The following is a 12,827-nucleotide window of genomic DNA, read 5'->3' on the forward strand; positions in this document are numbered from 1 at the left end:
ATGGGCGAGGACACGAACGCGACGCGGCTGCCTCCCGCCGCATCCGGCATCGCCCTCATCGTCGCCGTGTGCCTGGTCGCGGCGAACATGCGGCCGACCGTGACGGCGGTGGGTCCGCTCCTGGACCGCATCGGCGACGACACCGGCATGTCGATCGCGACCCTCGGGCTCATCACCTCCATCCCGCTCATCGCGTGGGCGGTCGTGTCCCCGCTCGCTCACGACCTGAGCCGCCGATTCGGGCTGTCGCGGGTCGTGACGTGGGCGCTCGTGCTGCTGACCGTCGGCACGATCGTGCGCTCCCTTCCCGGCATGCCCGCCGCGCTGTGGCTGGGGACGGCGATCATCGGTGCCGCCCTCGCCCTGACCAACGTGCTCATGCCGGCCGCCGTCAAACGCGACTTCCCCGGGCGCACCGCCCTCATGATGGCGGTCTACACCGCGCTGCTCGGAGCCGTCGGCGCTGTCGCCTCCGGCGTCGCGGTGCCGATCGCGCAAGCCGTCGGCGACGACGCGGGCTGGCGCGTCGCGCTCGTGATCACCGGCGGCGGGCTCCTGCCCTTCGCGATCGCGGCCTGGGCGTGGGCCACACGCGGCACGCACCCGCCGCGCCCCCCGCGCGGAGCGGCGCGCCGGCGGCGGACGGGCATCTGGTCCGACGGCACGGCATGGCTCGTGGCCGGCTACATGGGGCTGCAGTCGTCCACCTTCTACATGCTCGTGACGTGGCTCGCGACGATCTCCGTGTCGACGGGGCGCAGTCCGGTCGTCGCCGGGTTCGACGTCATGATCTACCAGCTGTGCTCCATCGCCGGCTCCCTCGTCATCCCCCTCGTGCTGCGGGGCGCGGCGGAGCGGTTCGTCCCTGCGCTGATCCCCGTCCTGGGGGTCACGGGCACCGCCGGGCTCATGCTCGCCCCGGGCGCCATCCTCGTGTGGTGCGTGCTGCTGGGCCTGTTCGGCGGGGCCTCACTCGGGATGGCGCTGACCCTCGTGGCCCACCGCGCACGCGACCACGACACCGCGACCGTCCTGTCGGGCATGGCGCAGTCGGTGGGCTACCTCGTCGCCGCCGCCGGACCGGTCGCCTTCGGCGCCCTGCACGCGGCGTTCGGCGGATGGTTCACCTCACTGTCGCTGGTGCTCGCCGCGATGCTCGCCCAGTGCGTCGTGGGGGTGTTCGCCGGTCGCGACCGCTTCGTCCTCGAGCCGCGCCCGTGAGCGCGTTCAGTCGGCGGGGAAGGCCAGGCGGCGCAGCAGCAGGATGAGCTGGTCCCGCTCGTCTGCGCTGAGGTCGGCGTGCACGCCGGCCTCCGAGCGCCGCGCGGCCTCGGCGGCCACGGCGAACAGCGCGCGTCCCTCATCCGTGGCCACCACGACGTTCGCGCGCCGGTCGGTGGGGTCGGGCTGACGCTCGACGAGCCCGCGCGACTGCAGATCGTCCACGAGCGCGACGACCTGGCTGGGGTCGAGCCGGAGGAACTCCGCCAGCTCACGCTGCGACGGCCGCGCGTCGGTGGCCGACAGCGCGAGCACGGAGTACGAGCGCGCCCGCAGGCCGTGCTCGGCCAGAGCGGCGTTGCCGGCGGCGAGCGAGAGCGCGTTGGCCCGCGCGAGCAGGAAGCTCAGATCGTCGGTGAGCACCGAGTCGCCCAGACCGGCCCTCGAAGCGGCCGTGTCCGCGGGCTTCGACATGGCATCGATGTTAGCCGACTTGATGGACAACGCGAATGATTGACATCTTCAACGGTGTGCAGTTGGATGAGTCTGAACGAAGGAGTCATTCATGTCGCTCGAAGGCAAGGTCGCCATCGTCACCGGTTCGGGCCGGGGACTGGGGCTCGCATACGCGCAGGAACTGGCACGCCAGGGTGCCGCCGTGGTCATCAACGACGTCGACGCCGCCACCGCGGCCGACGCCGTCGCATCGATCGAATCCGCCGGGGGCAAGGCCGTCGCCGTCGTCGCGCCCGTCGGGCCGACCGAGACGGCGAAGCAGCTCGTGCAGACCGCCGTGGACACGTACGGCCGGCTGGACATCCTCGTCACCAACGCCGGGGTCCTGCGCGACACCGTGCTGTGGAAGATGAGCGACGACGACTTCGACACCGTCATCAACGTGCACCTGCGCGGGACGTTCACGACCGTGCGCGAGGCGGCGTCCTACATGCGCGCCAACGAGATCCCGGGGCGCATCATCACGATCGGCTCCCCCACCGGGCAGCGCGGCAACTTCGGGCAGACCAACTACGCCGCAGCCAAGGCCGGCATCGTCGGCATGGTGCGCACGTGGAGCCTCGAGCTGAAGAAGGCGGGCATCACCGTCAACGCCGTCATCCCCGTCGCCGCCACGGCCATGACGGCCACCGTGCCGTACTTCGCCGCCGCCGTCGAGGCGGACGAGAAGGGCGAGCCGATGCCGGCGTTCTTCCGCCACGACCTCGGTTTCGGCACGAGCGACGACGTCGCCGGCCTCATCGCCTACCTCGCGTCCGATGAGGCCGCCGGCGTCACCGGCCAGGCCATCGGCGTGGGCGGCGACCGCCTCCAGCTGTGGTCGCACCCCGAGCCGGTGGCCACGGCCTACCACGACGGCGGCTGGTCGTACCAGGCGCTGCAGGACGGCTTCGCCGACGCGGTGGGACCCCTGCAGTCGGTCGGCGAGAAGTTCCCGCCGCTGCCCGACGACCTGCAGCGTCCGGCGCCGGGCGCCTGACCCCGCGCGCCCAGGGCCGACGATGACCCGCTACGAATCCGCGATCGACCTCGACGCGATCACCGCGATCGACGTCCACGTCCACATCGAAGTCGATGGGCACGGGCACGCCTCGCTGCCGCCCGACCTCGCCGAAGCCGCCGCGAAGTACTTCAGCACCGACGGCGGCGCCCCCGACCTCGATGGCGTGGCCGCCTACTACCGCGAGCGGAAGATGGCGGCCGTGGTGTTCACGGTCGATTCCGAGAGCAACCTCGGCCACGCGCCGCTGTCCAGCGCCGAGATCGCCGACGGCGCCGCGCGCAACAACGACGTGCTGATCCCCTTCGGCTCGGTGGACCCGCGCAAGGGACCGGCGGCGGTGGAGCAGGCCCGCCGCCTCATCGAGGACCACGGCGTGCGGGGCTTCAAGTTCCACCCCACCGTGCAGGGGTTCGACCCGAGCGATCCGCAGTGGTTCCCGCTGTACGAGACGCTGCAGGACGCCGGTGTCGTGGCCCTGTTCCACACCGGCCAGACGGGGATCGGCGCCGGCATGCCCGGAGGCAGGGGCTTCCGCCTGGCGCTGTCGAACCCCATCCTGCTGGATGCGGTGGCCGCGGAGTTCGGCGACCTGCAGATCATCATGGCCCACCCCTCCGTGCCGTGGCAGGACGAGGCGCTCTCGGTGGCCACGCACAAGCACAACACGTGGATCGACCTGTCGGGCTGGAGCCCGAAGTACTTCCCCGAGCAGCTCGTGCGCGCGGCCAACTCCTACCTCAAGCGCCGCGTGCTGTTCGGCTCCGACTTCCCGCTGCTCACCCCCGACCGGTGGCTGCGCGACGTCGAGCAGACCAGCCTCAAGCCCGAAGTCATGCCGGGGATCCTCAAGGACAACGCCGCACGGCTGTTCGGACTGGGGGGCTGACGTTCCCGTGCTGGTCAGCGACGCGACGTTCGGCATCGACCCGCTCGGGTTCGCGCCGACGCATCTGAGCGCGCCGGCGCAGGACGCACTGCGCGGCCTGCAGCGCGTGCTCGACGACACCGTCCGGCCGCTCCTGACCGACGCGTGGGAGTCGGCGACCATGCCGCCGGCGATCCTCGAGGCCCTCGTCCCCCTCGACCTCATGCAGCCGCGGGGCGTGGACGCCGCCGAGGCGGAATCGAGCATGTTCTCGGGGTTCCGCAACTACGTCCTGGCCCGCACCGACGTGTCCGTCGCGACGCTCTACAACGCCCAGTCGGGACTGTTCCGCGCCGCCATCCGGCACGGCGGGTCCGCCGACCAGGCGGCCGAGCTCGACCCCCGCATCCGCTCGTTCGACCTCGCCGGCGTCTTCGCCCTGACCGAGCCGGGGCACGGCTCCGATATCGCCGGCGGGCTCGCCACCACGGCGCGCGCCGACGGCGACGACTGGATTCTCGACGGCCAGAAGCGCTGGATCGGCGGCGCGGACAAGGCCGACGTGATCACGGTGTTCGCCCGCGACACCGCGGACGCACGGATCAAGGCCTTCCTCGTCCCGCGCACCGCCGACGGGGTGCACCTGCGCACCATGACGGGCAAGGTGTCCCTTCGGCCCATGCAGAACGCCGTCGTCACCCTCGACGGCGTCCGGGCGCCGGCGTCGGCCCGCTTGCTGCAGGTGAACGGATGGCCCGACGTGGCCCGCATCCTGCGCGTCATGCGGTCGGACGTGGCGTGGATCGCGGCGGGCCTGCAGGCGGGCGCGCTGGACGCAGCCGTCCGCTACGTGCGCGAGCGCGAGCAGTTCGGCCGCCCCGTCGGCGGGTTCCAGCTCGTGCAGGAGAAGCTCGCGCGGATGCTGGCGAACCTGACGTCGTCGCTGGGCATCGTCGTCCAGCTCTCCGCCCGCCAGGACGCCGGCGAGTACGTGGACGAGAACTCCGCGCTCGCCAAGATGCAGACCGCGCGACTGGCCCGGGAGACCGTCGCCCTGGCCCGCGAAGTCGTCGGCGGCAACGGCATCCTCCTCGAGCACGACGTGGCGCGCTTCTTCGCCGACGCCGAAGCCGTCTACTCCTACGAAGGCACGCACGAGATCAACTCCCTCATCGTCGGCCGCGCCCTCACCGGCGTGTCCGCATTCCTCTGATCGAAAGGCACCACCATGACCACCATCGCCGCATACGCCGACGCCCCTGCCCTCGCAGGCACCGACCTCGGCTGGTCGGAGTGGCTCGAGGTCACGCAGGACCGCGTCAACCTCTTCGCCGACGCCACCGACGACCACCAGTGGATCCACGTCGACCCCGACCGCGCCGCATCCGGGCCCTTCGGCGCTCCCATCGCGCACGGATTCCTGTCGCTCTCGCTCACGGTGAAGTTCTGGTCGGAGCTGTTCGACCTGGAGGGCGTCACCACGAAGGTCAACTACGGCCTGGACAAGGTGCGCTTCGTCTCCCCCGTGAAGGTCGGAGCGCGCGTGCGCATGAACGCCGTCATCGCCGAGGTGACCGAAGTGGCCGGCGGCTACCAGTTCGCCGTCGATCAGACCATCGAGATCGAGGGCGGCTCCAAGCCCGCCATCGTCGCGCGGGGCCTGTACCGCTTCTACGCCTGATCCACGCCGCCCCTCGGGGCGCAACTCGACGGAGAGTTCCATGCACAACCACGGCCTCGGCTCCTGGATGGCCAAGCGGCGACTGAAGTCGCCGGAGAAGACGGCGCTCGTCTTCGACGGGCGCGAGACGACGTACAGCCAGCTGGCCGACGCCGCCGACCGCGTGTCGGCGGTGCTGCGCCAGCGCGGCGTCGGCAAGGGCGACCGGGTGGCCTACCTCGGCGAGAACAGCCCCGAGTTCCTCCAGGTGCTCTTCGGCACCGTGCAGCTGGGCGCCGTGTTCGTGCCCGTCAACACGCGGCTCGCGCCCCCCGAGGTGACGCATGTGCTGACCGACTCGGGCGCCGTGGCGCTGATCCACGACCCCGAGTTCACCGAGCGCGTCGCGCCCGGGGTGGCGGCCGGGCGCATCGCCCACGTGCTGGTCACCGGGGAGGGGTCCGCGGATGCCGCCGGCCTGGCACCCGCGCTGCGTTCGGCGCCGGGCGGACATGCCGACGCCGACGTCGAGCTGGACGATCCGGCCGCCATCATCTACACCTCGGGGACCACCGGACGCCCCAAGGGCGCCATCCTCAGTCACGGCAACCTCACGTGGGTGTCGATGAACTGCATCGTGGACTACGACGTGGTCTCCGCCGACGTCGCCCTGCTGATCTCTCCGCTGTTCCACGTGGCGTCGCTGGGGATGGGGGCACTGCCGGTGATCCTCAAGGGCGCGACGATCGTTCTGGAGAAGGGGTTCGAGCCGGGCCGGGCCCTCGCGCAGATCCAGCGTCATGGCGTCACGATGCTCAGCGGCGTCCCCACCACCTATCAGCTGATGGCCGACCATCCGGAGTGGGCGGCCACCGACCTCTCGACCCTCGCGAAGCTCACGTGCGGCGGTTCGGCCGTTCCCACCCGCATCCTCAACGCGTACGAGGAACGCGGCCTGTCGTTCTCGCAGGGCTACGGCATGACCGAGACCTCACCGGGTGCCACGTCGCTGGCGCCGCACATGACGCGTGCGAAGCAGGGAAGTGTGGGCGTGCCGCACTTCTTCACCGACGTGCGGATCGCGGATGAACACGGTGCGATGGTGCCCAGGGGCACCGTGGGCGAGATCGAGATCTCGGGGCCGAACGTGTTCCTCGGCTACCACGGGCTGCCCGAGGCCAGCGCGGACGCCTTCACGGCGGACGGCTGGTTCCGCTCCGGCGACCTGGGGTATCTCGACGGCGAGGGCTACCTCTTCATCGCCGATCGCCTCAAGGACATGATCATCTCCGGCGGCGAGAACATCTATCCCGCCGAGGTGGAGAACCTCGTCAGCGACATCGAGCATGTCACCGGCGTCGCCGTCATCGGGGTTCCGGACGAGCGGTGGGGCGAGGTGCCGTGGGCGGTGGTGACGGTCCGGGACGGCGCATCCGTCGACACCGAGACGGTCCGTGCGCACCTGGACGGCAAGATCGCCCGGTACAAGATCCCCAAGAACACGATCGTCGTCGACGAGCTTCCCCGCACCGCATCCGGCAAGGTGCGCAAGGGCGATCTGCGCGCCCGGTACGCCCCGCGCGCAGCCGACGCTCCGCGCCCCTGACGGCGGCTCTCCGCCGTCAGGGGCCGGGCCGGGCTAGCCGGGAGACGCCTGCAGGGTGTACGGCCGGTTGAACGGCTCGGGCTGGAACGGGAGGAACCGGCTCTCCCCCAGCCCCAGGCGGGACGCGTGCGCGTTCATGCGGCCCGGCTTGTCGCGGTTGCCCCACTTCCCGGTGTCGAGGCGGTGCAGCAGCAGCTCGGCGGCGGCGACCCGCTCCGCCGCCGTGAAGGCGCAGTGGCCGGCGGAGTCGACGTAGGTCTGCCGCAGCAGGTCGGCGTCGCCGGCGCGGCGGGCCTCCGCCTCGTACTCCGACATCTGCGCGACGGTGGATATCTGGTCGCCGATGTTGCTCATCGTGACGACGGGGACGGAGATGCGGCCGTCGAACTCGGTGCCGCGCTCGAACCGCTGCACCGCGGCCGGATCCGCCGCGATCCGCTCGGCGCCGTCGACCGTGGACAGGTCGGCCCGGAGGGACAGACCCGCCTCGCGATACAGCCGCTCGACGACGCGCTTGACCTGCGGGGAGAGCGCCTGGAACTGCACGGCGTAGTCGACGCCGGTGTTCCACGAGGGGTTCCCGCCGATGAGCGTCTCGAGCGTCCGGCGGCTGCTCATGGCCTGCCCGATGTACGGCAGACCGTCGCCCGTGAGCGCGCCGTACCATCCGGCCTGGACGCCGTCGCGGTCGCCGGGCGCGGGGCGCGGAGCCGACTGCGAGTAGGCCGGCAGCTGCCCGATCGCGGCGGCCAGGGCGATGCGCGCGCGCCCGTCCGGTGTGGACTGCGCGGCGGCGAGGCGGGTCTGCCACGCCGCCACGGCCCCGGCGACGTCGGCGGGGATCCCGATGACCGGGAGGGTCCCGGCCGGATCGAGCAGCTCGGACAGCACGAAGACGGTGTCGAGCTTCTGGTTCCACTGCGACACCGACCCCGACAGCCCCCCGCACAGGGACACCACCCCGTCGATCTCGTCCGGATGCCACTGGGCGACTCCCGCCGCGACGGCGCCACCCATGGAGGATCCCATCGCGATCCTGCGCGAGGGCTCGCCGACCGCGTCGGCGAAGGCGTCGAGCGCCTCGACCTGGTTGTCGATGGCCCCGGGGATGTTCCACCCCGTCACCGAGCGCGTCGTGCCGCCGTACGCCGCGCCGTCGTCGAGGAGATGCTCGACGTCGGCGCCGGGTCTGGCTTGAGAGGCGAAGTCGAGGTCGACGAAGACGGTTCCGTTCCAGTCGGCGGGGACGAGGAATCGGTAGGGGGTGGAATCCGCCAGCACGCCGGCGATCACCCTGGGTGCTTCGGCGGCGGCGGCGGTGTCGCGCCCGCGATCGCCGCGGGCACCGCCAGCGCGGCAGCCAGGAGGGTCGCACCGGCACGTCTGGACCTGGGGGGAATGGTCATCACCGCTCCTTCGACGACGTCGTCGCGGGTCGCACCATCGCGACGGAATCTCAGCCTGATTGAGATTCTTTCCGCGACCGTATCGTCCCATGCACGGCGCGTCAACGGCGACGAGGCGTCGCGGAAGCGCGCGTCAGCCGACGAGGTTCGCGAACTCGCGCACGGCGGGGAAGGCGAACTCGCGGTGACGCCGCTGGAAGAGCTCGAACGACCGGTCGGAGGGCCAGTCGGAATCCATGTACTGACGCGGGAGGCGCGGGTCGGCGCGCAGCAGCGCGAGCCAGTCGGCCACCAGGAGCACCCGCGCGGAGAGGGGATACGGCTCCTCCGCCTCGCCGTGGCTCTCCCAGCGGGCGGCGAACTCCTCGTGCGCCCGGCGGATCCCTTCGACGTCCCACGCGGCGCGCACGGCCTCGTCCATCGGGAACCCGGCCAGCTCGCTGGCGGCGAACGCATTCACCGAGCCCGGCGGGAGGTCGGGGATGATCGCGTCCAGCGCGGCGGCGAGATCCACCTCGCCCGGGGCGATCCAGAGTCCATCCCGCACGAGGGCGAAGCCCGACCAGGTCAGAGCCGCGCGCAGGCGGTGGCGGAGCGTGCGCATGTGCTCGGGGACGCTGAAGGTCACGAGCGTCCATCCGGCGCCCTTCGGCTCGAACGGGGCGGGGCCGTTGACGCGGCGCGAGGCCTCCCGCAGCACCTCGATGCCGTGCGGCGTCAGCTCGAACGCGATCTCGCGGCCGAGCCGACGCCGCTCCAGCAGTCCGCTGTGCACCATCCGGTCGAGGTTGGTCCGCACCGCCGACGCGGCCACTCCGGCGCCCTCGAGAACCGTGAGCAGCACGCTCGTGCGCAGCGGCTGGAAATACCGATCGCACACGTACTCGCCGAAGAAGGCCAGCAGCAGCTGCCGCGGCTTGCGGACCATGACGGCCCCTCCGGCAGCCGCGGCCGCGGATGCGGTCGCGGCCGCCGTGGTGGTCACGCCGGCATCCCCGGGCGGATGGCCTCACCGCGCTTGGCGCGCTGGATCTGCTCGTACACGTGCGTGCGGAGCTCGGTGAAGCGAGGCAGCGCACGCGTGGTGATCTGGTCGCGCTCGGGGGCGAGGTCGATCGCGAGGTCCTCCTGCACCCACGTGGGCGATTTCGACAGGACGATGACCCGCTCGCCCAGGTACACCGACTCGTCGATGTCGTGCGTGACGAACAGGATCGACATTCCGCGGTCGCGGTGCAGGGCGCGCACGAGATCCTCCAGGTCGGCGCGGGTCTGCGCATCGACGGCGGCGAACGGCTCGTCCATGATGAGCACCTCGGGCTGGTACGCCACGGCGCGGGCGATCGCGACGCGCTGCTGCATGCCCCCCGACAGCTGCCACGGGTAGCTCTTGGCGGCGTGGTCCAGCCCGACCGCCTGCAGCGCGTCGTCGATCAGGCCGTCGCGTTCGGCGCGGCTCAGCTTCTTGTGCTTGAGCGGGAGCTCGACGTTGCCGCGTACGGTCAGCCACGGGTAGAGGCTGCGGCCGTACTCCTGGAACACCAGCGCCATGTTCGGCGGCGGACCGGTGACCTTCTTGCCGTCCAGCTCGACCAGTCCCGCGGTGGGCCGCAGGAGCCCGGCGACGCACTTGAGCAGCGTCGTCTTGCCGCATCCGGAGGGCCCCACGATGCACACGAGCTCGCCGGCGTTCATCGTGAAGCTGATGTCGCCGATCGCCTCGACATCGCCCGTGGACGCTTCGTAGACCTTGTTCAGGTGCTCGACCTTGAGCAGCGTCTCAGGCATGCTCGACCTCCTTGATTCCGTGGTACCAGCGCAGCACCCGGCGCTCGGCCAACCCGAAGATCACCGCGAGCAGCACGCCGATGAGCCCGAGCAGCACGATGCCGCCCCACATCTCGGCGATGAGGTAGTTGCGCTGGAAGTAGACGATCTGGAATCCCAGACCGGATGACGAGAAGAACATCTCCGAGATCACCATGAGGATCAGGGCGATCGACAGGCACTGCCGCACGCCGGCCATGATGCGCGGGCTCGCGGCCGGCAGCACGAGGTAACGCAGCCGCTCCCCCCTCGTGAGGGCGAACGAGCGTGCCGTCTCGGTCATGACCGAATCGGTCGACCGCACGCCTTCGATCGTGTTCAGCAGCACCGGCCACAGCGCCCCGGTCACGATGACCACGACTTTCATGAGGTCGTTGGCGCCCACGAGCACGGCGACGATCGGGATGAGGACGGGCGGAGGGACCGCGCGGAAGAACTCGAAGACCGGCTCGAGGAGTTCGCGCAGCCACGGGACGAGCCCGATCACGGTGCCGGCGGCGATCCCGATGGCCACCGCCAGCACGATGCCGATCGCGAGCCGGCCGAGGCTGGGCAGGACGTCGACGAAGAAGGCGGGCCCGATCCACGTGCTGATGAAGGCGTCCAGGATCACGAGCGGACCCGGGAAGAACCGTGCCGACGACACGGTCGACCACAGTCCCCAGATCACCAGCAGGAGGAGCGGAAGGCCGAGGGCGAAGGCGGTGTTCTGCCCGAGCCTGGCCCACGTGCGCGACCGGCGCCGCGGGGTGACGACGGTGCTCGTGTAGAGGGCGCTCACAGGACCTCCTCCCCTCGGACGGACTGATGCCACGACAGCGAACGCCGCTCGATGACCCGGAAGATGAGATTGATGACGAGCCCGAGGAGTCCCGTGACGATCACCAGCGCGTAGACCGTCGTCCACTGGTTGGCCTCGCGCGCCATCATGAGCGCCCGGCCGATCCCCGGGTTGGAGATGAACATCTCGGCCGTGATGGCCAGGATCAGCGCGACCGTCGCCGCCAGGCGCAGGCCCGTCATGAGGTACGGCAGGGCGGTGGGGAAGACGAGGTTGACGATGCGCGAGCCACGCGTGAGCCCGAAGCTGCGGGCGGTGTCGCGGGCGACCGTGTCGACATCGGCGACGCCGTAGAGCACCTGGATGAAGACCTGCCAGAAACTGGCGAACACGATGATGAGCAGGGCCGACTGGAGCTGATAGCCGAACACCAGGATCGCAAGCGGGATGAGCGCGACCGACGGGATGGGGCGCAGGAACTCCACGGTCGTGTGCGTGGCCCGGCGCAGGAACGGCACGAGGCCGATGACGGTGCCGAGGACGACCGCGAGCACGGTGGCGATCAAGAGGCCCAGCCCCCACGCGGTGAGGGTGCGCCCGACGTTGCGCCAGAACTCCAGGTCCTGGAGGAGGACGAAAAGCTGAGCGATCGTGTCGCTCGCGGTGGGGAAGTAGGCGGGGTTGACGATGCCGATCGTGGGCAGCAGCTGCCACGTCAGCAGGAAGCCGACGATGCCGGCGACGCCGAGCACGAGCTTGCGCATTCCGCGTCGTCGCTTGCGCTCGGGTGCGCGGCGCGGCGCGGGGTGCGTCACCGCGGCCGGCAGACCGTCGGCGGTCGGGGAGTCGACCAGATCCATGGAGACCCTTCGATGGAGACGGACAGACAGAGGAGGGGCGGGGCGGGATGGCGCGGCATCCCGCCCTCGCTGCTTACTGCTGCTGGATCAGCCGGTCGTAGTCGGGCTCCGCGTCGATGTATCCGAAGGTCACGGCCATCTCGCCGAGCGTCTGGATGTCCTCGAGCGTCAGCTCCCACGTGAACACGGGCAGCGTGATGCCGGCCGCTGCCTCCGCCGGGATCTCGAGGTTGGTCGCGATGGCCTCCCGCACCGCCTCCTCGTTGTCGTTGGCCCAGGCCAGCGCCTCTTCCATGGCGGCGGAGTAGGACTCCACGAGCTCGGCATCGTTGTCGAGCATGTCCTGCGTGGTGATGTTGGTGAGCACGGTCAGGCCCGGGATCGTCACCTGGTAGGGCTGGACGACCGACACCCCGCCCTCGCCGAGGATCATGCCGCGGAACGGGTCGGGGACCCACGCGGCATCCATCGTGCCCGCCTCCAGCTGCGCGGGGACGTCGGGGAAGGCGACCTCGACGAACTCGATCGTCGAGGGGTCGCCGCCGTCGTCCTCCACGGCCTTCCGGATGGTCAGGTCACCGGCGGCGCCGATGGTGTTGACCGAGACCTTCTTGCCGGCGAGGTCGGCCGGGCGCGTGATGCCGGCGTCGGCGGAGGCGACGACGGCGTTGACGTCGGTGCCGTCGTCCAGGCTGTTGGCGTAGTCGCCGACGACGACGACGCCGAGATCCTGCAGGTCGGCGCGGATCGGACCGAACGGCTGACCGATCGCGAACTGGATGTCACCGCTGAGGAGGGCAGGGATCGCGTTGGCGCCACCCTGCGCGGGGACGACCTCGATGTCGAGGCCGTGCTCCTCGAAGATCCCCTCGTCGATCGCCGCCCACAGGGCGCCGGTCTCCGCGATGGGCAGGGCTGCGACGCGCACCGGGGTCAGTTCTCCCGAAGAGCCCTCGCTCGGGTCGGCGGAACCTGCGGGCGCGGCGGAGTCGGTGCATCCGCTCAGGACGAGAACGGCGGCCGCACTCAGTGCGGCGGCAGCAAGAGCCTTCTTCATTGACAGACCTCTTCACAACAGTGAG

Annotated in this window: 13 protein-coding genes; 6 read left to right on the forward strand and 7 right to left on the reverse strand. The window is 70.9% G+C overall.

Features of this window, described 5'->3' with window-relative positions; all coding sequences use genetic code 11:
- The gene (locus tag E4K62_RS17305) at positions 1-1,221 is read left to right on the forward strand and encodes an MFS transporter (RefSeq protein WP_135069945.1); all 1,221 of its coding nucleotides are present in this window, start codon (positions 1-3) and stop codon (positions 1,219-1,221) included.
- A gap of 6 nt (positions 1,222-1,227) precedes the next feature.
- Here E4K62_RS17305 and E4K62_RS17310 read toward each other — a convergent pair whose 3' ends face one another.
- The gene (locus tag E4K62_RS17310) at positions 1,228-1,695 is read right to left on the reverse strand and encodes a MarR family winged helix-turn-helix transcriptional regulator (RefSeq protein WP_135069948.1); all 468 of its coding nucleotides are present in this window, start codon (positions 1,693-1,695) and stop codon (positions 1,228-1,230) included.
- Between the two features lie 91 nt (positions 1,696-1,786).
- Between E4K62_RS17310 and E4K62_RS17315 the strand changes: the two genes are divergently transcribed.
- The 5 genes from E4K62_RS17315 to E4K62_RS17330 are packed head-to-tail and all read left to right on the forward strand — an operon-like array spanning position 1,787 to position 6,871.
- Positions 1,787-2,716 carry an SDR family oxidoreductase gene (locus E4K62_RS17315; RefSeq protein WP_135069951.1) on the forward strand — a complete coding sequence of 310 codons (930 nt, stop codon included), beginning with the start codon at positions 1,787-1,789 and terminating at the stop codon, positions 2,714-2,716.
- 22 nt (positions 2,717-2,738) lie between these two features.
- Positions 2,739-3,626, forward strand: a complete 888-nt coding sequence (locus E4K62_RS18920) for an amidohydrolase family protein (RefSeq protein ID WP_240742747.1) — start codon at positions 2,739-2,741, stop codon at positions 3,624-3,626.
- 7 nt (positions 3,627-3,633) lie between these two features.
- Complete coding sequence (locus E4K62_RS17320; RefSeq protein ID WP_240742748.1) at positions 3,634-4,818, forward strand: acyl-CoA dehydrogenase family protein; 1,185 nt, start codon at positions 3,634-3,636, stop codon at positions 4,816-4,818.
- A 15-nt stretch (positions 4,819-4,833) separates the two neighbouring features.
- A complete protein-coding gene (locus tag E4K62_RS17325; protein WP_135069958.1) occupies positions 4,834-5,286 on the forward strand; it encodes a MaoC family dehydratase in 453 nt (150 codons plus the stop codon).
- A 40-nt stretch (positions 5,287-5,326) separates the two neighbouring features.
- On the forward strand, positions 5,327-6,871 hold the full coding sequence (locus tag E4K62_RS17330; RefSeq protein ID WP_135069961.1) for an acyl-CoA synthetase: 1,545 nt from the start codon (positions 5,327-5,329) through the stop codon (positions 6,869-6,871).
- A gap of 33 nt (positions 6,872-6,904) precedes the next feature.
- Here E4K62_RS17330 and E4K62_RS17335 read toward each other — a convergent pair whose 3' ends face one another.
- From E4K62_RS17335 to E4K62_RS17360, 6 genes are all read right to left on the reverse strand, one after another.
- Positions 6,905-8,164, reverse strand: a complete 1,260-nt coding sequence (locus E4K62_RS17335; RefSeq protein WP_205805820.1) for an alpha/beta hydrolase — start codon at positions 8,162-8,164, stop codon at positions 6,905-6,907.
- A gap of 246 nt (positions 8,165-8,410) precedes the next feature.
- On the reverse strand, positions 8,411-9,262 hold the full coding sequence (locus E4K62_RS17340) for a PaaX family transcriptional regulator (protein WP_240742749.1): 852 nt from the start codon (positions 9,260-9,262) through the stop codon (positions 8,411-8,413).
- A complete protein-coding gene (locus E4K62_RS17345) occupies positions 9,259-10,065 on the reverse strand; it encodes an ABC transporter ATP-binding protein (protein WP_135069964.1) in 807 nt (268 codons plus the stop codon). The genes E4K62_RS17340 and E4K62_RS17345 overlap by 4 nt, the downstream gene beginning before the upstream one ends.
- Positions 10,058-10,885 (reverse strand): ABC transporter permease, encoded by an 828-nt coding sequence (locus E4K62_RS17350; protein WP_135069967.1) that lies wholly within the window; start codon positions 10,883-10,885, stop codon positions 10,058-10,060. Before E4K62_RS17350 ends, E4K62_RS17345 begins: the two co-directional genes overlap by 8 nt.
- Positions 10,882-11,745 carry an ABC transporter permease gene (locus E4K62_RS17355; protein WP_135069970.1) on the reverse strand — a complete coding sequence of 288 codons (864 nt, stop codon included), beginning with the start codon at positions 11,743-11,745 and terminating at the stop codon, positions 10,882-10,884. Before E4K62_RS17355 ends, E4K62_RS17350 begins: the two co-directional genes overlap by 4 nt.
- Positions 11,746-11,818: 73 nt before the next feature.
- Positions 11,819-12,802, reverse strand: coding sequence for an ABC transporter substrate-binding protein (locus tag E4K62_RS17360; RefSeq protein ID WP_135069973.1), 984 nt, complete (start codon positions 12,800-12,802; stop codon positions 11,819-11,821).
- Positions 12,803-12,827: the final 25 nt, after the last annotated feature.

Source organism: Microbacterium wangchenii (assembly GCF_004564355.1).
GTDB classification, from domain to species: domain Bacteria; phylum Actinomycetota; class Actinomycetes; order Actinomycetales; family Microbacteriaceae; genus Microbacterium; species Microbacterium wangchenii.

Excerpts from the sequence above, each read along its gene's own strand:
- E4K62_RS17345 (WP_135069964.1), bottom strand. The coding sequence starts at position 10,065 with ATGCCTGAGACGCTGCTCAAGGTCGAGCACCTGAACAAGGTCTACGAA.
- E4K62_RS17325 (WP_135069958.1), top strand. The coding sequence starts at position 4,834 with ATGACCACCATCGCCGCATACGCCGACGCCCCTGCCCTCGCAGGCACC.
- E4K62_RS17310 (WP_135069948.1), bottom strand. The coding sequence starts at position 1,695 with ATGTCGAAGCCCGCGGACACGGCCGCTTCGAGGGCCGGTCTGGGCGAC.
- E4K62_RS17315 (WP_135069951.1), top strand. The coding sequence starts at position 1,787 with ATGTCGCTCGAAGGCAAGGTCGCCATCGTCACCGGTTCGGGCCGGGGA.
- E4K62_RS17305 (WP_135069945.1), top strand. The coding sequence starts at position 1 with ATGGGCGAGGACACGAACGCGACGCGGCTGCCTCCCGCCGCATCCGGC.
- E4K62_RS17355 (WP_135069970.1), bottom strand. The coding sequence starts at position 11,745 with ATGGATCTGGTCGACTCCCCGACCGCCGACGGTCTGCCGGCCGCGGTG.
- E4K62_RS17330 (WP_135069961.1), top strand. The coding sequence starts at position 5,327 with ATGCACAACCACGGCCTCGGCTCCTGGATGGCCAAGCGGCGACTGAAG.
- E4K62_RS17360 (WP_135069973.1), bottom strand. The coding sequence starts at position 12,802 with ATGAAGAAGGCTCTTGCTGCCGCCGCACTGAGTGCGGCCGCCGTTCTC.
- E4K62_RS18920 (WP_240742747.1), top strand. The coding sequence starts at position 2,739 with ATGACCCGCTACGAATCCGCGATCGACCTCGACGCGATCACCGCGATC.